Origin of the sequence: Streptomyces chartreusis (assembly GCF_008704715.1) — a bacterium.
Taxonomy (GTDB): domain Bacteria; phylum Actinomycetota; class Actinomycetes; order Streptomycetales; family Streptomycetaceae; genus Streptomyces; species Streptomyces chartreusis.
In genome coordinates this window covers 1,545,999-1,564,024 of record NZ_CP023689.1, presented here as the reverse complement: position 1 = coordinate 1,564,024, position 18,026 = coordinate 1,545,999, and the positions used below count along the sequence as shown (strand labels likewise).

Here is an 18,026-nt window from a genome sequence, read left to right as displayed (position 1 = left end):
GTCCGCCGGACCGTCCCGCGTCCGCGGGACACCCCCGGGACGGTCACCAGCCGGCCGACGGGCCCGTCAGCTCGCGGACCGCGGGACGGGCCGAGTCCAGCACCGTCATGAACCACGCCGAGAAGGTGTCCTTCGCGTGGCGCTCGGCCAGCTCGGCCGGCGTCACGAAGGCCGTCTCGCCGACCTCCTCCGGGTCCGGGTGCAGCGTGGACTGCACCATGCCGACGAAGAGGTGGTTGTACTCCTGCTCCACCAGACCCGAGGCCGGGTCCGGGTGGTTGTAGCGGACGGTGCCCGCCTCGGCGAGCAGTGACGGGGAGACGCCGAGCTCCTCGAACGTCCGCCGGGCCGCGGCCGCGAACGGGGCCTCGCCGGGGTAGGGGTGGCCGCAGCAGGTGTTGGACCAGACGCCGGGGGAGTGGTACTTGCCGAGCGCGCGCTGCTGGAGCAGCAGCCGGCCCTGCTCGTCGAAGAGGAACACCGAGAAGGCGCGGTGCAGCTGTCCCGGCGGCTGATGGGCGGCGAGCTTCTCCGCGGTGCCGATCGTCACACCGTTCTCGTCGACGAGCTCCAGCAAAATCGCGTCAGCGGTGCCGTTCGACGGACTGTGCGTCGTGGTGGCAGGTGTGATCGGCATACCCATCCTTCACATCGGTCTTGCGCCCCAAGTGTGCCGTACTCCCACGGCACTCCCGGCAGTTGATCGTGCCCGGCGCGGCGGGCACGGAACCGTCGGAGAGGGGGCTGTGAGCACGAGGACGCGACGGACCACCGGAAAGCTGCATTCCGCCCGTACTGACGTCTTGTCGGACCGTACGGTTGTTTTAGGGGTGTCCGTGATGCGCGTGTGTCAGTGGCAGAGCCGGGCCTCGTGCTGGGCGTGCCCGATCGGCTCCAGCTGGAACGTGCAGTGCTCCACGTCGAAGTGATCGCCGAGGCAGCCCTGGAGCTCGTGCAGCATTTTCTCGTGCCCGATCGCGTTCAGTACGTCGGAGCGCACGACCACGTGGGCCGACAGCACCGGCATGCCGGACGTGATCGTCCAGGCGTGCAGGTCATGGACGTCCTCGACCCCGTCCAGGGCGAGTATGTGGGCCCGCACCTGGGCCATGTCGACGTCCTTGGGGGCCGACTCCAGCAGGACGTCGAGGGTCTCGCGCAGCAGCTTCAGGGTGCGGGGCACGATCATGACGCCGATGAGCAGCGAGGCCATCGGGTCGGCCGCCTGCCAGCCCGTGGTGAGGATCACCGCGGCGGAGATCAGCACCGTGAGCGAGCCCAGGGTGTCGGCGGCGACCTCCAGGAAGGCACCGCGCACGTTCAGGCTCTCCTTCTGGCCCCGCATCAGCAGCGTGAGCGAGATCATGTTCGCGACCAGGCCGATCGCACCGAACACGATCATCAGGCCGCCCTCGGTCTCAGCCGGCGTGAAGAACCGCTGGATCGCCTCGTAGAGGACGTAACCGCCGACGCCCAGCAGGAGCAGACAGTTGGCGAGGGCGGCGAGGATCTCCGCGCGGGCGTAGCCGAAGGTGCGGTTGGTGCTCGCCGGGAGGTTCGCGAAGTGGATCGCGAGGAGGGCCATGCCCAGTCCCAGCGCGTCCGTCGCCATGTGCGCCGCGTCGGCGATCAGGGCCAGTGAGTCCGCGAGGACGCCGCCGACGATCTGGACCACCATGACGCCGAGCGTGATCGCCAGCGCGACGCGCAGCCTCCCGCGGTACGCGGCGGCCGCGGTACCGGTCGGGGGCGCGTGCGAGTGCCCGTGCCCGTGGTCGTGTCCAGCCCCCATGAAAGGCCGCCCTTCTGTGTCCGTCGGACGATCGGAATTTCCGTCCCGGGATCACAGTGAACTACGGGTGGGGGGTATCCGGCAACGCGGCACTGAACACCGTTGTCATGTGCCCTGACCTGCGGAAACGATCCGCAGGTCAGGGTGCTTCCCATGATCAGAGGCCGTGGTGCCGCTGCCAGCCCGCCCACGCCGACTCGACCATCTCGCGTACCCCGCGCCGGGCCGTCCAGTCGAGCTGCTCGGCGGCGAGCGCGGCCGAGGCGACCGCCCGCGGGGCGTCCCCGGGGCGCCGGGGCTCGACGACGGCGGGGCGCCGGTCGCCGCTCACCTCGCCGATGACGGTGATCAGCTCGCGCACCGAGACGCCATCGCCGCTGCCGATGTTGACCGTCAGATCGCCGCCCGCGTCCGGCTCGCCCAGCCGCCGGGCCGCGGCAAGGTGCGCCTCGGCGAGATCGGCGACGTGAATGTAGTCGCGGACGCAGGTGCCGTCGGGCGTCGGATAGTCGTCGCCGAAGATCCGCGGGGCCTCACCGCGGGTGAGCCGGTCGAAGACCATGGGGACGATGTTGAAGACGCCCGTGTCGGCCAGCTCGGGCGAGGCGGCGCCGGCGACGTTGAAATAGCGCAGACAAACGGTGGAGATCCCGTGTGCCCGGCCGGCCGCGCGCACCAGCCACTCCCCGGCGAGCTTGGTCTCGCCGTACGGGTTCACGGGCGCGCACTCGGTGTCCTCCGTGATGAGGTCCACATCCGGGTTGCCGTAGACGGCGGCGGACGACGAGAACAGGAACCGCTTGATACCCGCCTCCGCGACCGCCTCCAGGAGCGTGGTGAGACCGCCCACGTTCTCCCGGTAGTAGCGCGTGGGCTGCGCCACGGACTCACCGACCTGCTTGCGCGCCGCGAGATGCACCACACCCGTCACCGAGTGCTCGGCGAACACGCGCTTCAGTAGGTCACCGTCCAGCGAGGAACCCTGGACGAGCGGGACGTCCTCCGGGAGCCGCGCGGGGTACCCGGCCGAGAGGTCGTCCAGTACGAGCACGCGTTCCCCGGCGCCGGTCATGGCACGCGCCACATGTGCCCCGATGTAGCCGGCTCCGCCTGTGATCAGCCATGTCATGGTCGCCCACCCTATGCGCAGCTTTTCGCGCGCTGCGCAATGTCTTCGATGCCCCGTTCTGTGCGCTCGGGTTTGTGGGCGGACCCCGGAATCCCTGATGATGATCGCGGCGGAGGGCCGGGCAAACCACGTTGATCGCTTCGCCAAACGGCCGGTGAACGTTGGCTTCCAATCATCCGATAGCCTCTGCCGACACATCGCCCGGCCGCACCGCCGACAGGCGCTGCCACCCACGTACACGACCGGCGCGGACATGCCGGCACCCAGGGAGTGAGTTCGGTTGTCGACCGCCATCCTCACCGGTCAGCCGGTCCCCGGCTCGTCGATCGAGGGCGATCTGCGGTCCCTCGGCTACGACGTGCGGGTCGCCGCGGACGCGGCCGAGACCGAGACGCTCCTCGCCCAGGTACCCGGTGATCAGCGCGTCGCCCTCGTCGACGCCCGCTTCGTCGGCCACCAGCACGCGCTGCGCCTCGGTCTGACCGACCCGCGCTTCCCGCTGGCGGCGATCCCGGGAGCGATGACCGCGCAGCCGGCCGGCCGGCAGGCCCTGACCCGGGCGATGGCCCGCGAGAACTCCTCGGGCGGCGCAGCCGAGTTCTCGGCGTCGCCGGACCAGGCGGGAGCCACCGTCGCCGTGGACAGCCTCGCCGACCGCATCGTCGTCGCGCTCGACGACGACGGCACCGACGTCCACCGCCCCGAGCTCGGCAGCCTGGTCGCCGCCGTACCGGCCGACCCGCAGGCCCGCAACGAGGCGCGGCAGGCCGTCGCGTCCGTCGACGACGAGGCCGTACGCCTGAAGTCGGCCGTGAAGGCCCGCGACGGCTTCTTCACGACGTACTGCATCAGCCCCTACTCCCGCTACATCGCCCGCTGGTGTGCCCGACGGGGCCTGACCCCCAACCAGGTCACCACCGCCTCCCTGGTCACCGCGCTCGTCGCGGCGGGCTGCGCGGCCACCGGCACCCGGCCCGGGTTCGTCGCGGCCGGCCTGCTGCTGATCTTCTCCTTCGTCCTGGACTGCACGGACGGCCAGCTCGCCCGCTACTCCCTGCAGTACTCCACGCTCGGAGCCTGGCTCGACGCCACCTTCGACCGGGCCAAGGAGTACGCCTACTACGCCGGCCTCGCCCTCGGCGCGGCCCGGGGCGGCGACGACGTATGGGCCCTCGCCCTCGGCGCGATGGTCCTGCAGACCTGCCGGCACGTCGTGGACTTCTCCTTCAACGAGGCCAACCACGACGCCACCGCCAACACCAGCCCCACGGCCGCCCTCTCCGACAAGCTCGACAGCGTCGGCTGGACGGTCTGGGTGCGCCGGATGATCGTCCTGCCGATCGGCGAGCGCTGGGCGATGATCGCGATCCTGACGGCGTTCACGACGCCGCGCATCACCTTCTACGCGCTCCTCATCGGCTGCGCGTTCGCCGCCACCTACACGACGGCCGGGCGCGTGCTGCGCTCGCTGACCCGCAAGGCCCGCCGCACCGACCGGGCCGCCGAGGCCCTCGCCGACCTCGCGGACTCCGGCCCGCTCGCCCAGGGCCTCGCGGGTGCCCTGAAGAACCGGGCCCGGCGCCTTCCGGCCTTCGCCGTCCCCGCCGTGGCCCTGCTCGGCGGCGCCGTCGTCGTCGCGACGGCCGCGCTCACCGACTTCGGCGGGCCCTGGCCGGTGGTGGCCGCGCTGGTGTACGCCGTGACCTCGGCCGTGGCCGTCGCCCGGCCGCTCAAGGGCGCCCTCGACTGGCTGGTCCCGCCGTTCTTCCGGGCCGCCGAATACGGCACCGTCCTTGCGCTCGCGGTTGAAGCCGGGGTAAACGGAGTGCTTCCGGCGGCTTTCGGCCTGGTGGCCGCCGTCGCCTACCATCACTACGACACGGTGTACCGCATCCGCGGCAACGCCGGAGCGCCCCCGGCCTGGCTGGTGCGCGCCATCGGGGGGCACGAAGGACGGACGCTGCTCGTCACCGTCCTCGCCGCGGTGCTCTCCGCCTCGCAGTTCAAGGTCGCGCTCACGGTCCTCGCCGTGGCCGTGGCGCTCGTGGTGCTCGTCGAGAGCATCCGCTTCTGGGTGTCCTCCGGGGCGCCCGCCGTACACGATGAAGGAGAACCCGCATGATCGGCCTCGTGCTGGCAGCCGGCGCCGGACGGCGTCTGCGCCCCTACACCGACAGCCTTCCCAAGGCTCTGGTGCCGGTGGGTCCTGCGGGTATAGAGGGCGAGCCCACGGTCCTCGACCTCACGCTCGCCAACTTCGCCGAGATCGGGCTGACCGAGGTCGCCGTCATCGTCGGCTACCGCAAGGAAGCGGTGTACGAGCGCAAGGCCGCGCTGGAGGCGAAGTACGGCCTCAAGCTCACCCTCATCGACAACGACAAGGCCGAGGAGTGGAACAACGCCTACTCCCTGTGGTGCGGCCGTGACGCCCTCAAGGACGGCGTGATCCTCGCCAACGGCGACACCGTGCACCCGGTCTCCGTCGAGAAGACGCTGCTCGCCGCCCGCGGCGACGGCAAGAAGATCATCCTCGCCCTGGACACGGTGAAGAGCCTCGCCGACGAGGAGATGAAGGTTGTCGTCGACCCCGCCAAGGGCATGACGAAGATCACCAAGCTGATGGACCCCGCCGAGGCCACCGGTGAGTACATCGGCGTCACCCTCATCGAGGGCGACGCCGCCCCCGAGCTGGCCGACGCCCTCAAGGCGGTGTGGGAGACCGACCCGCAGCAGTTCTACGAGCACGGCTACCAAGAGCTCGTGAACCGCGGCTTCCGCATCGACGTGGCGCCGATCGGCGACGTCGACTGGGTGGAGATCGACAACCACGACGACCTCGCCCGGGGACGGGAGATCGCATGCCAGTACTGACCCGGCTGATCCCCTCGCCGGTCGTCGTCGACATCCGCCCGGGCGCTCTCGACGACCTGGCGGGTGTGCTCGCCGACGAACGGATCTCGCACTCCGGCAAGCTGGCCGTCGCGGTCAGCAACGGCTCCGGTGCCCGGCTCAAGGAGCGGCTCGCTCCCGCACTGCCCGGGGCCACCTGGTACGAGGTCGGCGGCGGCACCCTCGACGACGCGGTCCGGCTGGCCGGCGACATAAGGGCCGGCCACTACGACGCCGTCGTCGGGCTCGGCGGCGGCAAGATCATCGACTGCGCCAAGTTCGCCGCGGCGCGCGTCGGCCTGCCGCTGGTCGCCGTACCGACGAACCTCGCGCACGACGGCCTGTGCTCGCCGGTCGCCACCCTCGACAACGACGCCGGGCGCGGCTCCTACGGAGTGCCGAACCCGATCGCCGTCGTCATCGACCTCGACGTCATCCGCGACGCCCCCGTGCGCTTCGTCCGGGCCGGCATCGGTGACGCCGTCTCCAACATCTCCGCCATCGCGGACTGGGAGCTGGCCAACCGGGTCAAGGGCGAGAAGATCGACGGCCTCGCCGCCGCGATCGCCCGGCAGGCCGGCGAGGCCGTGCTGCGCCACCCCGGCGGCATCGGGGACACCGACTTCCTCCAGGTCCTGGCCGAGGCGCTGGTGCTCAGCGGCATCGCCATGTCGGTGTCGGGCGACTCCCGTCCGTCCTCCGGCGCGTGCCACGAGATCAACCACGCCTTCGACCTGCTGTACCCCCGGCGCGCCGCCGCCCACGGCGAGCAGTGCGGGCTCGGCGCGGCGTTCGCGATGTACCTGCGCGGAGCCCACGAGGAGTCGGCCCACATGGCCGAGGTGCTGCGCCGGCACGGCCTGCCGGTACTGCCGGAGGAGATCGGCTTCTCGGACGACGAGTTCGTCCGCGCGGTGGAGTTCGCTCCGCAGACCCGGCCCGGCCGCTACACGATCCTCGAACACCTCGACCTGACAACCGACCAGATCAAGGACATCTACGCCGACTATGTCAAGGCCATCGGTAGCTGAACTCCGCCCCGTCGTTCACCCCGCGGGGGTGAAGGACCGGCGCAGCGGTGAGCACTGGATGGGACGCCTCTACATGCGCGAGGTGTCCCTGCGGGTCGACCGCTACCTGGTGAACACCAGGGTCACGCCCAACCAGCTCACGTACCTGATGACCGTCTTCGGTGTCCTCGCGGCCCCGGCGCTCCTGGTGCCAGGGGTCCCGGGGGCCGTGCTGGGCGTGGTGTGCGTCCAGATGTATCTGCTGCTCGACTGCGTCGACGGCGAGATCGCGCGCTGGAAGAAGCAGTACTCCCTCAACGGCGTCTACCTCGACCGCGTCGGCGCGTACCTCACCGACGCCGCCGTGCTCGTCGGCTTCGGCCTGCGCGCCGCCGACCTGTGGGGCAGCGGCCGTATCGACTGGCTGTGGGCCTTCCTCGGCACGCTGGCCGCGCTGGGCGCCATCCTGATCAAGGCCGAGACCGACCTCGTCGGCGTCGCCCGCCACCAGGCCGGCAAGCCGCCGGTCCAGGAGGCGGCGTCCGAGATGCGCTCCTCCGGCATGGCCATGGCTCGCAAGGCCGCCGCCCTGCTGAAGTTCCACCGCCTGATCCTCGGCATCGAGGCGTCGCTGCTCATCCTGGTCCTGGCGATCGCCGACCAGGTCCGCGGCGACCTGTTCTTCTCCCGGCTCGGCGTCGCCGTGCTCGCCGGCATCGCGCTGCTCCAGACCCTGCTGCACCTCGTGTCCATCCTCGCCTCCAGCAGGCTGAAGTGAACGGCATGAAGGTCGGCGCGGTGATCATCACCATGGGCAACCGCCCCGACGAGCTGCGCGCCCTGCTCGACTCGGTCGCCAAGCAGGACGGCGACGCGGTCGAGGTCGTCGTGGTCGGCAACGGCTCCCCGGTGCCGGACGTCCCCGAGGGCGTGCGCACCATCGAGCTGCCCGAGAACCTCGGCATCCCCGGCGGGCGCAACGTCGGCATCGAGGCCTTCGGCCCGAGCGGCCGTGGCGTCGACATATTGCTCTTCCTCGACGACGACGGCCTCCTCGCCCACCACGACACCGCCGAGCTGTGCCGCGAGGCATTCTCGACCGACCCGAAGCTCGGCATCGTCAGCTTCCGCATCGCCGACCCCGAGACCGGTGTCACCCAGCGCCGCCACGTCCCCCGGCTGCGCGCCTCCGACCCGATGCGCTCCTCCCGGGTCACCACCTTCCTCGGCGGCGCCAACGCCGTGCGCACCCAGGTCTTCGCCGAGGTCGGCGGGCTTCCGGACGAGTTCTTCTACGCCCACGAGGAAACCGACCTGGCATGGCGGGCCCTCGACGCGGGCTGGATGATCGACTACCGGTCCGACATGGTGCTGTACCACCCGACGACCGCGCCCTCGCGGCACGCGGTCTACCACCGCATGGTCGCCCGCAACCGCGTCTGGCTGGCCCGACGCAACCTCCCCGCCCCCCTTGTCCCGGTCTATCTCGGCGTCTGGCTGCTCCTCACCCTGGCCCGGCGCCCCTCCCGCCCCGCTCTGCGAGCATGGTTCGGCGGATTCCGGGAAGGCTGGTCCACTTCGTGCGGTCCCCGCAGGCCCATGAAGTGGCGTACGGTGTGGCGGCTGACTCGACTGGGCCGACCACCCGTCATCTGACAGGCTCGACCCTGAGAGCGACCGGGCCCGACGGCCCCAGGTTCATGCCAGACCCGCACAGTCTGCGCATCTCGAAGACGAAAGTTTCAACTGGTGAGTGAGACAACGCACGACGGCTCGGTCGCGGTGAGCGCGCCGCCGTCGCCCGACGAGGGACTCACGGCGTCCCAGCTGGCCGCCAAGTACGGGCTCGCTGTGAGCGGCGCCCGGCCCTCGCTGTTCGAGTACGTCCGCCAGCTCTGGGACCGGCGGCACTTCATCCTCGCGTTCTCGCGGGCGAAGCTGACCGCCCAGTACAGCCAGGCGAAGCTCGGCCAGCTCTGGCAGGTGGCCACCCCGCTGCTGAACGCGGCCGTGTACTTCTTCATCTTCGGCGTGATCCTCGAGGCCGACCGGGGCATGCCCCGCGAGGTCTACATCCCGTTCCTGGTCACGGGCGTCTTCGTGTTCACCTTCACGCAGAGCTCGGTGATGGCGGGCGTCCGCGCGATCTCGGGCAACCTGGGCCTGGTGCGCGCGCTGCACTTCCCGCGTGCCTCCCTCCCGATCTCCTTCGCGCTCCAGCAGCTCCAGCAACTGCTGTACTCGATGATCGTGCTGTTCGTCGTGGCGATCGGCTTCGGCAGCTACCCGAAGCTGAGCTGGGTGCTGATCCTGCCGGTGCTGGCCCTGCAGTTCCTGTTCAACACCGGCCTCGCCCTGATCATGGCCCGCGCCGGCTCGAAGACCCCGGACCTGGCCCAGCTGATGCCGTTCGTGATGCGTACGTGGATGTACGCGTCCGGCGTGATGTTCTCCATCCCGGTCATGCTGAAGGACAAGCCGGAGTGGATCGCCACCGTCCTGCAGTGGAACCCGGCCGCGGTCTACATGGACCTGATGCGCTTCGCCATGATCGACGGCTACGGCTCCTCGAACCTGCCCGACCACGTCTGGGCGGCGGCGGCCGGATGGGCCGTGCTGTTCGCGGTCGGCGGCTTCGTGTACTTCTGGAAGGCGGAGGAGAGGTACGGCCGTGGCTGAGCAGAGGACGGATGCGCACATCCCCACCGTCATCGCGGACGAGCTCCACATCGTCTACCGCGTCAACGGCGCCAAGTCCGGCAAGGGCAGCGCCACCGCGGCCCTCAGCCGCATCGTCAAGCGCGGCGAGGAGCGGGGCGTACGCAAGGTGCACGCCGTGCGCGGCGTCTCCTTCATCGCCTACCGCGGCGAGGCCATCGGCCTCATCGGTTCCAACGGCTCCGGCAAGTCCACCCTGCTGCGTGCCATCGCCGGCCTGCTCCCGCCGGAGAGCGGCAAGGTCTACACCGACGGCCAGCCCTCCCTGCTGGGTGTGAACGCGGCCCTGATGAACGACCTCACCGGCGAGCGCAACGTCATATTGGGCGGGCTCGCCATGGGCATGACCCGCGAGCAGATCAAGGAGCGCTACCAGGGGATCGTCGACTTCTCCGGCATCAACGAGAAGGGCGACTTCATCACCCTGCCCATGCGCACCTACTCGTCCGGCATGGCGGCCCGGCTGCGCTTCTCCATCGCGGCGGCCAAGGACCACGACGTCCTGATGATCGACGAGGCGCTGGCCACCGGCGACCGCAAGTTCCAGAAGCGCTCCGAGGACCGCATCCGTGAGCTGCGCAAGGAAGCCGGCACGGTGTTCCTGGTCAGCCACAACAACAAGTCGATCCGCGACACCTGCAACCGCGTCCTTTGGCTGGAACGCGGCGAGCTGCGCATGGACGGACCGACGGACGAGGTCCTCAAGGAGTACGAGAAGTTCACGGGCAAGTAGTCCACCCGGACATGGGCCGTGCGGCCCAGCAAGCTTCCCGGGGCCCCGCCGGAACTGCACCGGCGGGGCCCGCGTCTGCAAAGGAAACGTCAACTCCGGCCAACGCCAGGAATCTTGACGCCAATCGGTGTGTTGTTGTGATGTGCAGGACACCCTCACGGGCCACGCTGCGTTGTACAACGTAAGCTGTAGCGGTACCGAAACGCGGCAAGTGGGGCGATAAGGCGCGACACCCTCTCTCCGGGCTGCGGCGCGGACAGCCGGGCGGCGTGTCCGAAATAGTGTGCATTGGGTCAGCGGTGTAGAACGGGAGATGTGACGGCAATGGCTACGGAAACTCCCCAGCTCAACGCACCCGCCTGTGCCGTCCCCGCCCCGGGCAGTCCACGGTGAAGGGAACGGACGCGCGCCCTGACGATCCGGCGCGCGGCACGCTCGACAAGGCCGCCGCGGAGAACTTCCCCGTGGCGCCGTTCTTCCTGCCCAGGGCCTGGCGCGACGACCTGATGGCCGTGTACGGCTTCGCCCGCCTCGTCGACGACATCGGCGACGGCGATCTCGCCCCCGGCGGTGCCGACGCCCGCCTGCTCGGCGTGTCGCCCGAGTCGGCCGAGGACCGCCTTGTCCTGCTCGACGCCTTCGAGGCCGACCTGCGCCGCGTCTTCGACGGCACCCCCGGCCACCCCCTGCTGCGCCGCCTCCAGCCGACGGTCCGCCGCTGCTCGCTGACCCCCGAGCCGTTCCTCGGCCTGATCGCCGCCAACCGCCAGGACCAGCTCGTCGGGCGCTACGAGACCTACGACGATCTGCTTGCCTACTGCGAACTGTCGGCCAACCCCGTCGGCCGGCTCGTCCTCGCCGTCACCGGCACGGCGACGCCCGAGCGGATCCGCCGCTCCGACGCGGTGTGCACGGCACTCCAGATCGTCGAGCACCTCCAGGACGTCGCCGAGGACCTCGGCCGTGACCGGATCTATCTGCCCGCAGCGGACATGAAACGCTTTCACGTCGACGAAACCGATCTCGGGGCGAAAACGGCGGGCGCATCGGTGCGCGCACTGGTTGCATACGAAGCCGAACATGCCCGGAACCTCCTGAATGAAGGCACCCCCTTGGTGGGTAGCGTCCACGGCAGGCTCAAGCTGCTGTTGGCGGGTTTCGTGGCGGGGGGAAGGGCGGCGATCGGCGCGATCGCCGCCGCCGAATACGACGTACTGCCGGGCCCGCCCAAGGCCAGCAAGCTCCGACTGCTGCGCGAGGTGGGCGTGACTCTGCGAGGAGAGGGGTGATCCGGACCGTGGAGTCTGCACCACACGCGTCCGCACCGGTACTCGCCGCCTACAGCTACTGCGAGGCCGTCACCGGACAGCAGGCACGGAACTTCGCCTACGGCATCCGGCTGCTGCCCACGCCCAAGCGGCGGGCGATGTCGGCGCTGTACGCGTTCTCGCGCCGCGTCGACGACATCGGCGACGGCGCCCTGAGCAGCGACGTCAAGATCGCCAGGCTGGAGGACACCCGGGAACTGCTGACCCGGATCCGCGAGCACGAGGTCGACGAGGACGACACCGACCCCGTGGCCGTCGCGCTCGCCCACGCCGCCGACGCCTTCCCGATCCCGCTCGGCGGACTGGACGAGCTGATCGACGGCGTCCTGATGGACGTACGCGGCGAGACCTACGAGACCTGGGACGACCTGAAGGTCTACTGCCGCTGTGTGGCGGGCGCCATCGGCCGCCTGTCGCTCGGCGTGTTCGGCACCGAACCGGCGGCCCGCGGCGTCGAACGCGCGTCCGAGTACGCGGACACGCTCGGCCTGGCGCTGCAGCTGACCAACATCCTGCGTGACGTCCGTGAGGACGCCGAGGGAGGGCGCACCTACCTGCCCTCCGACGACCTCGCCAAATTCGGCTGCTCGGCCGGCTTCAGCGGGCCGACCCCACCGGAGGGCTCCGACTTCGCGGGCCTCGTGCACTTCGAAGTGCGACGGGCCCGCGCCCTTTTCGCCGAGGGCTACCGGCTGCTCCCCATGCTCGACCGGCGCAGCGGCGCGTGCGTCGCCGCCATGGCCGGCATCTACCGCCGTCTGCTGGACCGCATCGAGCGCGACCCGGAGGCCGTGCTGCGCGGCCGGGTCTCCCTGCCCGGGCGTGAGAAGGCGTACGTCGCCGTGCGCGGTCTGTCCGGTCTGGACGCCCGGCATGTCACCCGAACCGTCAGGAGGCGCGCCTGATGGACATTTCGGCCCAAGGTGATGCCACCGGGGAAAAGCGGCAGGCAACCCTCCACCGTCATGCGGCGTCCCTGACTGAGACGACCGGCGGTACACCGTTGAACCATCGGCACGGCGGTCGCTCAGGGGAGGGTGCACGATGACCGACGGCACGCGGCCGGACGGGTCGCTCGCGGACATCCCGCCACGCGCCGGGAGGGACGCCGTCGTGATCGGCGGCGGGCTCGCCGGCGTCACCGCCGCGCTCGCACTCGCCGACGCGGGCGTCCGCGTCACCCTGATCGAGGGCAGGCCGAGGCTGGGCGGCCTGGCCTTCTCCTTCCAGCGCGGCGATCTGACGGTCGACAACGGACAGCACGTGTACCTGCGCTGCTGCACCGCCTACCGCTGGTTCCTCGACCGGATCGAGGGGACGGCGCTGGCGCCGCTCCAGGACCGGCTCGACGTCCCCGTGGTCGACGTCGACAAGCCCGAGGGCCGACGGCTCGGCAGACTGCGGCGCGACGCGCTGCCCGTGCCCCTGCACCTGGGCCGGAGCCTGGCGACGTATCCGCATCTCTCCCTCGCCGAACGCGCCAGGGTCGGGCGTGCCGCGCTCGCGCTCAAGGGGCTCGACCTCGCCGATCCGACCCTGGACACCCAGGACTTCGGCAGCTGGCTGACCGCGCACGGTCAGTCGGCGCGTGCCGTCGAGGCCCTGTGGGACCTGGTCGGGGTCGCCACTCTCAACGCGGTCGCGGGCGACGCCTCGCTGGGGCTCGCCGCGATGGTGTTCAAGACCGGTCTGCTGTCCGAAGCGGGCGCCGCCGACATCGGATGGGCGCGCGTCCCGCTGGGCGAACTGCATGACCGGCTGGCCCGCAAGGCGCTCGACACCGCGGGCGTCCGTACCGAGGTCCGTACACGCGTCACCTCCATCTCCTCTGACGAGAACGGACGTTGGAGCGTTCAGGTTCCCGGCGAGACGCTCGAAGCGGACGCGGTCGTGCTCGCCGTGGCCCAGCGCGAGGCGTACGACCTGCTGCCCGGCGGTGCTCTCGACGCCCCCGAACGGCTCCTGGAGATCGGCACCGCGCCGATCCTCAACGTGCATGTCGTCTACGACCGCAAGGTGCTGAGCACGCCGTTCCTCACGGCCCTCGGCAGCCCCCTCCAGTGGGTGTTCGACCGCACCGACGCCTCCGGGCTCAAGGACGGCCAGTACCTCGCCGTCTCCCAGTCGGCGGCCCAGGACGAGATCGACGAACCCGTGGCCACCCTGCGCGAGCGGTATCTGCCGGAGCTGGAGCGGCTGTTGCCCGGGGCGCGCGGCGCCCGGGTGCAGGACTTCTTCGTGACCAGGGAGCGCACGGCGACGTTCGCCCCCACCCCCGGCGTCGGGCGGCTGCGGCCCGGCGCCCGCACCAAGGCATCCGGCCTGTACCTGGCCGGCGCGTGGACTGCCACAGGGTGGCCCGCGACCATGGAGAGTGCGGTCCGCAGCGGCGTGAGTGCGGCCGAAGCCGCGCTGAGCGCTCTGGGCCGGCCTCGCCCCAGCCACCTCTTCGACGTCGAGGAGGCGGCGTGATGCTGAACGAGCACTCGGCGGCAGGCCCCCGCACCCCCCGTAGCGCAACAAGAGGAGAGAACGTGCCCACTGTGCCCCCGGCCGAGAAGGCCGCTGAAGAGACCGCGGTGTCGGTGACCGCGCTCCTGGAGCGCGGTAGGACCCTGACCACACCGGTCCTGCGTGCGGCCGTCGACCGCCTGGCTCCTCCCATGGACACCGTCTCCGCCTACCACTTCGGCTGGATCGACGCCGCCGGCAGGCCCACGGCCGGTGACGGCGGCAAGGCCGTACGCCCCGCCCTCGCCCTGCTCTCCGCCGAGGTCACCGGCGCCTCTCCCGACGTCGGCATCCCCGGCGCCGTCGCCGTCGAGCTGGTCCACAACTTCTCCCTGCTGCACGACGACCTGATGGACGGCGACGAGCAGCGCCGCCACCGCGACACCGTCTGGAAGGTGCACGGCCCCGCCCAGGCCATCCTCGTCGGTGACGCCATGTTCGCGCTGGCCAACGAGGTGCTGCTGGAGCTCGGCACCGTCGAGGCCGGCCGCGCCACCCGCCGCCTGACCACCGCGACCCGCGCCCTGATCGACGGTCAGGCCCAGGACATCTCCTACGAGCACCGCGACCGCGTCGGCGTCGAGGAGTGCCTGGAGATGGAGGGCAACAAGACCGGTGCCCTGCTCGCCAGCGCCAGCTCCATCGGCGCGGTGCTCGCCGGCGCGGACGACCACACCGCCGACACCCTGGAGAAGTACGGCTACCACCTGGGGCTCGCCTTCCAGGCCGTCGACGACCTCCTCGGCATCTGGGGCGACCCGGTCTCCACCGGCAAGCAGACCTGGAGCGACCTGCGCCAGCGCAAGAAGTCCCTGCCGGTCGTGGCCGCGCTCGCGGCGGGCGGCCCCGCCTCCGAGCGGCTCGGCGAGATCCTCGCCGCGGACGCCAAGAGCAGCGACTTCGAGAACTTCTCCGAGGAGGAGTTCGCCGCCCGCGCCGCCCTCATCGAGGAGGCGGGCGGCCGCGAGTGGACCGCCGAGGAGGCGCGCCGCCAGCACGCGGTCGCCGTCGAGGCCCTGGACGCCGTCGACATGCCGGACCGGGTGCGGGCGCAGTTCACGGCGCTCGCCGACTTCGTCGTCGTACGAAAGAGATGATCACCACCGGGCGAAAAGAGATGATCAGTATCGGTCGAATAGCCCTTGCGTAGTCGCCGGCCGGTGTCGCTGGAAGAAGCGCACCGGCCGACGGCGGACCCACAGCAGACGCACTGCCAGTAGCACTGCACGAAGGGGAAGCCATGACAGCGACGACCGACGGAAGCACCGGGGCGCGGCCGCCCCGGGCAGCCGCGGCCAGGGAAACCGACAGCGAGAACCCCGTGGCGGCCGGGGTGTACGAAGCCGCCGAGGGCGCGGTCCGGCGCGCCACCGACTTCCTGCTGGCGAAGCAGGACGCCCAGGGCTGGTGGAAGGGCGACCTCGAGACGAACGTCACCATGGACGCCGAGGACCTTCTGCTCCGTCAGTTCCTGGGCGTCCGCGACGAGAAGACCACTCGGGCCGCCGCGCTCTTCATCCGGGGCGAGCAGCGCGAGGACGGCACCTGGGGCACCTTCTACGGCGCGCCGGGCGAGCTCTCCACCACCATCGAGGCGTACGTCGCCCTGCGCCTGGCCGGTGACGCGCCGGACGCACCGCACATGGCGCGGGCCTCCGCCTGGATCCGCGAGCAGGGCGGCATCGCCGCGGCCCGGGTCTTCACCCGGATCTGGCTGGCCCTGTTCGGCTGGTGGAAGTGGGAGGACCTGCCCGAACTCCCGCCGGAGCTCATCTACTTCCCCAAGTGGGTCCCGCTCAACATCTACGACTTCGGCTGCTGGGCCCGGCAGACCATCGTCCCGCTGACGATCGTCTCCGCGAAGCGCCCGGTACGGCCCGCGCCCTTCCCCCTCGACGAACTGCACAAGGACCCCGCCGACCCCAACCCGCTGAAGCCCCTTGCCCCGGCGGCGAGTTGGGACGGGGCCTTCCAGCGGCTCGACAAGGCGCTGCACCAGCTGCGCAAGGTCGCCCCGCGCAGACTGCGCAGAGCAGCCATGAACACCGCGGCCCGCTGGATCATCGAGCGTCAGGAGAACGACGGCTGCTGGGGCGGCATCCAGCCCCCGGCGGTGTACTCGATCATCGCGCTGCATCTGCTCGGCTACGACCTCCAGCACCCCGTGATGCGCGAGGGGCTCGCCTCGCTGGACCGTTTCGCCGTCTGGCGCGAGGACGGGGCCCGGATGATCGAGGCCTGCCAGTCGCCGGTCTGGGACACCTGCCTCGCCACCATCGCGCTGGCGGACGCCGGCGTACCCGCCGATCACGCGCAGCTGGTCAGGGCCGCCGACTGGATGCTGGGCGAGGAGATCGTCCGGCCCGGCGACTGGGCGGTCAAGCGGCCCCAACTGCCGCCGGGCGGCTGGGCGTTCGAGTTCCACAACGACAACTACCCCGACATCGACGACACCGCCGAGGTGGTCCTCGCCCTGCGCCGGGTCCGGCACCACGACCCGGAGCGGCTGGAGAAGGCGATCGGCCGCGGGGTGCGCTGGAACCTCGGGATGCAGTCCCGCAACGGGGCGTGGGGCGCCTTCGACGTCGACAACACCAGCCCCTTCCCCAACCGGCTGCCGTTCTGCGACTTCGGCGAGGTCATCGACCCGCCGTCGGCGGACGTCACCGCGCACGTCGTCGAGATGCTCGCCGTCGAGGGCCTGGCCCACGACCCGCGCACCCGGCGCGGCATCCGGTGGCTGCTCGCCGAGCAGGAACCGGACGGCTCGTGGTTCGGCCGCTGGGGCGTGAACTACATCTACGGCACCGGATCCGTCGTACCCGCCCTGGTGGCCGCCGGTATGCCGGGCTCGCACCCCGCGATCCGGCGCGCCGTCACCTGGCTGGAGTCCGTCCAGAACGACGACGGCGGCTGGGGCGAGGACCTGCGTTCCTACAGGTACGTCAAGGAGTGGAGCGGCAAGGGCGCCTCGACGGCGTCGCAGACCGGGTGGGCGCTGATGGCGCTGCTGGCGGCGGGGGAGAGGGACTCCAAGGCCGTCGAGCGCGGCGTCGAGTGGCTCGCGGCCACCCAGCTGGCGGACGGCTCCTGGGACGAGCCGTACTTCACCGGCACCGGGTTCCCCTGGGACTTCTCCATCAATTACCACCTCTACCGGCAGGTCTTCCCACTGACCGCGCTGGGCCGGTACGTCCACGGGGAGCCGTTCACCGATTCGGTGGTCCGGGTGGTCGTCGAGGACACGGCGGCCGTCGAGGCCAAGGGGAGCTGATGAGCCCACAGCCCGCCCCGGCCCCGCTGCTGATCGCCTGCGCGCTCGGCATCGAGCAGTTCGCCCTGCGCGCCGGCGAGCGCGGCGGTGCGGGCGGGCCGGTCACCGTGCTCCGTACGGGCATGGGGCCCCGGGCGGCGGAACGCTCCGTCACCCGGGTGCTCGCCGACCCGGCCCTCGCCGGGGCCGCGGTCCTCGCCACCGGCTTCTGCGCGGGGCTCGCCCCCGGGATGCACCCCGGCGATCTGGTGGTCGCCGAGGAGACCCGGGATCCGGCGGGAACCGTTCCGTGCGTGGGAACCGACCTACTCGTCAAAGAACTAGTGCGGACCGTCCCGGGCCGCACCGTCCACACCGGACCGCTCACCGGCTCGGACCATGTCGTCCGAGGTCAGGAACGGTCCGATCTGCTCACGACCGGCGCGATCGCGGTCGACATGGAGTCGGCGGCGACGCTACTGAGCGCCGTCCGTACGGGCGAGCGCCCGGTTGCGGCCGTCCGGGTGGTCGTGGACGCTCCAGAACATGAACTCGTCCGGATCGGCACGTTGCGCGGTGGAATATCAGCTTTCCGCGTCCTTCGTACCGTTCTACCCGCATTCTATGAATGGCACCGTTCTTTGCTGCTCCCCAGGAGGTGAG

At 70.9% G+C, this 18,026-nt stretch carries 17 protein-coding genes; 14 read left to right on the top strand and 3 right to left on the bottom strand.

What is annotated here, in order from left to right:
* Positions 1–43: 43 nt before the first annotated feature.
* The 3 genes from idi to galE form a co-directional block, all read right to left on the bottom strand.
* Positions 44–637: an isopentenyl-diphosphate Delta-isomerase gene (gene idi / locus CP983_RS06485; protein WP_150498889.1), complete on the bottom strand. Its 594-nt coding sequence runs from the start codon at positions 635–637 to the stop codon at positions 44–46.
* 213 nt (positions 638–850) lie between these two features.
* Complete coding sequence (locus CP983_RS06480) at positions 851–1,792, bottom strand: cation diffusion facilitator family transporter (RefSeq protein ID WP_150498888.1); 942 nt, start codon at positions 1,790–1,792, stop codon at positions 851–853.
* 157 nt (positions 1,793–1,949) lie between these two features.
* Positions 1,950–2,921 (bottom strand): UDP-glucose 4-epimerase GalE, encoded by a 972-nt coding sequence (galE, locus tag CP983_RS06475; RefSeq protein ID WP_150498887.1) that lies wholly within the window; start codon positions 2,919–2,921, stop codon positions 1,950–1,952.
* A gap of 280 nt (positions 2,922–3,201) precedes the next feature.
* Here galE and CP983_RS06470 point away from each other — a divergent pair, with 280 nt between their 5' ends.
* The 14 genes from CP983_RS06470 (at position 3,202) to CP983_RS06410 (ending at position 18,025) form a co-directional block, all read left to right on the top strand.
* Positions 3,202–5,043 (top strand): DUF5941 domain-containing protein, encoded by a 1,842-nt coding sequence (locus tag CP983_RS06470; RefSeq protein ID WP_150498886.1) that lies wholly within the window; start codon positions 3,202–3,204, stop codon positions 5,041–5,043.
* Positions 5,040–5,792 (top strand): phosphocholine cytidylyltransferase family protein, encoded by a 753-nt coding sequence (locus CP983_RS06465; RefSeq protein WP_125525336.1) that lies wholly within the window; start codon positions 5,040–5,042, stop codon positions 5,790–5,792. The genes CP983_RS06470 and CP983_RS06465 overlap by 4 nt, the downstream gene beginning before the upstream one ends.
* Positions 5,780–6,841: an iron-containing alcohol dehydrogenase family protein gene (locus CP983_RS06460; RefSeq protein ID WP_107908262.1), complete on the top strand. Its 1,062-nt coding sequence runs from the start codon at positions 5,780–5,782 to the stop codon at positions 6,839–6,841. Before CP983_RS06465 ends, CP983_RS06460 begins: the two co-directional genes overlap by 13 nt.
* Positions 6,819–7,598, top strand: coding sequence for a CDP-alcohol phosphatidyltransferase family protein (locus tag CP983_RS06455; RefSeq protein ID WP_150498885.1), 780 nt, complete (start codon positions 6,819–6,821; stop codon positions 7,596–7,598). Before CP983_RS06460 ends, CP983_RS06455 begins: the two co-directional genes overlap by 23 nt.
* A gap of 5 nt (positions 7,599–7,603) precedes the next feature.
* Positions 7,604–8,476 (top strand): glycosyltransferase family 2 protein, encoded by an 873-nt coding sequence (locus tag CP983_RS06450; protein WP_150506429.1) that lies wholly within the window; start codon positions 7,604–7,606, stop codon positions 8,474–8,476.
* Between the two features lie 93 nt (positions 8,477–8,569).
* Positions 8,570–9,499, top strand: coding sequence for an ABC transporter permease (locus tag CP983_RS06445; protein ID WP_107908263.1), 930 nt, complete (start codon positions 8,570–8,572; stop codon positions 9,497–9,499).
* Complete coding sequence (locus CP983_RS06440) at positions 9,492–10,271, top strand: ABC transporter ATP-binding protein (RefSeq protein ID WP_107908264.1); 780 nt, start codon at positions 9,492–9,494, stop codon at positions 10,269–10,271. The genes CP983_RS06445 and CP983_RS06440 overlap by 8 nt, the downstream gene beginning before the upstream one ends.
* Before the next feature lie 389 nt (positions 10,272–10,660).
* The gene (hpnC, locus tag CP983_RS06435) at positions 10,661–11,560 is read left to right on the top strand and encodes a squalene synthase HpnC (RefSeq protein ID WP_150498884.1); all 900 of its coding nucleotides are present in this window, start codon (positions 10,661–10,663) and stop codon (positions 11,558–11,560) included.
* Complete coding sequence (gene hpnD, locus CP983_RS06430) at positions 11,557–12,504, top strand: presqualene diphosphate synthase HpnD (RefSeq protein WP_107908265.1); 948 nt, start codon at positions 11,557–11,559, stop codon at positions 12,502–12,504. The genes hpnC and hpnD overlap by 4 nt, the downstream gene beginning before the upstream one ends.
* On the top strand, positions 12,504–12,647 hold the full coding sequence (locus CP983_RS44655; protein ID WP_229914651.1) for a DUF6380 family protein: 144 nt from the start codon (positions 12,504–12,506) through the stop codon (positions 12,645–12,647). Before hpnD ends, CP983_RS44655 begins: the two co-directional genes overlap by 1 nt.
* The gene (gene hpnE / locus CP983_RS06425) at positions 12,644–14,071 is read left to right on the top strand and encodes a hydroxysqualene dehydroxylase HpnE (RefSeq protein WP_150498883.1); all 1,428 of its coding nucleotides are present in this window, start codon (positions 12,644–12,646) and stop codon (positions 14,069–14,071) included. Before CP983_RS44655 ends, hpnE begins: the two co-directional genes overlap by 4 nt.
* Positions 14,071–15,207: a polyprenyl synthetase family protein gene (locus CP983_RS06420; RefSeq protein WP_150498882.1), complete on the top strand. Its 1,137-nt coding sequence runs from the start codon at positions 14,071–14,073 to the stop codon at positions 15,205–15,207. The genes hpnE and CP983_RS06420 overlap by 1 nt, the downstream gene beginning before the upstream one ends.
* Before the next feature lie 143 nt (positions 15,208–15,350).
* Positions 15,351–17,384: a squalene--hopene cyclase gene (shc, locus tag CP983_RS06415; protein WP_150498881.1), complete on the top strand. Its 2,034-nt coding sequence runs from the start codon at positions 15,351–15,353 to the stop codon at positions 17,382–17,384.
* On the top strand, positions 17,384–18,025 hold the full coding sequence (locus CP983_RS06410) for a 5'-methylthioadenosine/S-adenosylhomocysteine nucleosidase family protein (protein ID WP_150498880.1): 642 nt from the start codon (positions 17,384–17,386) through the stop codon (positions 18,023–18,025). Before shc ends, CP983_RS06410 begins: the two co-directional genes overlap by 1 nt.
* The last annotated feature ends 1 nt before the right edge of the window (position 18,026 follow it).